The sequence below is a fragment of the Corallococcus sicarius genome (genome assembly GCF_003611735.1).
Classification (GTDB): Bacteria; Myxococcota; Myxococcia; order Myxococcales; family Myxococcaceae; genus Corallococcus; species Corallococcus sicarius.
The window spans coordinates 1-435 of record NZ_RAWG01000755.1 but is presented as its reverse complement, the minus strand read 5'-3'; the positions used below and the strand labels follow the sequence as shown (position 1 = coordinate 435).

The window sequence follows — 435 nt, the reverse complement described above, 5'->3', positions numbered from 1 at the left end:
CTCTTTCGGTGCTGCAAAGTACATCGCCAGCGCCGCACCCGGCAGACCGAACATCATGATCGGGAAGAAGCCGGACATGAACATCCCCGCGGTGCCGTCACCGGCATAGAAGCGGTTGATGTCACCGTGGAAAACCGTACCCGCCGCGTTGGTGAATTCACCAATCTGGAACCAGGCGATGGTGTTCAGTACCTGATGCAGACCGGTTGGGATCAGCAGACGGTTGATGAAACCAAAGATACCGGAACCCAGCGCGCCCGCAGAAACGATCCACTCGCCGCCTGCATGGATAGCGTGCTGTACCGGCGGCCAGACGTAACCAAAAATGGCCGCCAGCACCAGGCAGAAGAAGCCGGTGGCGATCGGCACAAAGCGTTTGCCGCCGAAGAGGCTCAGGAAGTCCGGCAGTTTAATATCGGACCAACGGTTATAGGC

At 58.6% G+C, this 435-nt stretch carries 1 protein-coding gene; it reads right to left on the bottom strand.

The features are described from left to right. Positions 1 to 435, bottom strand: a 435-nt coding sequence (locus D7X12_RS41995) for a PTS transporter subunit EIIC (RefSeq protein WP_158620229.1), incomplete at both ends; no start/stop codon positions are given.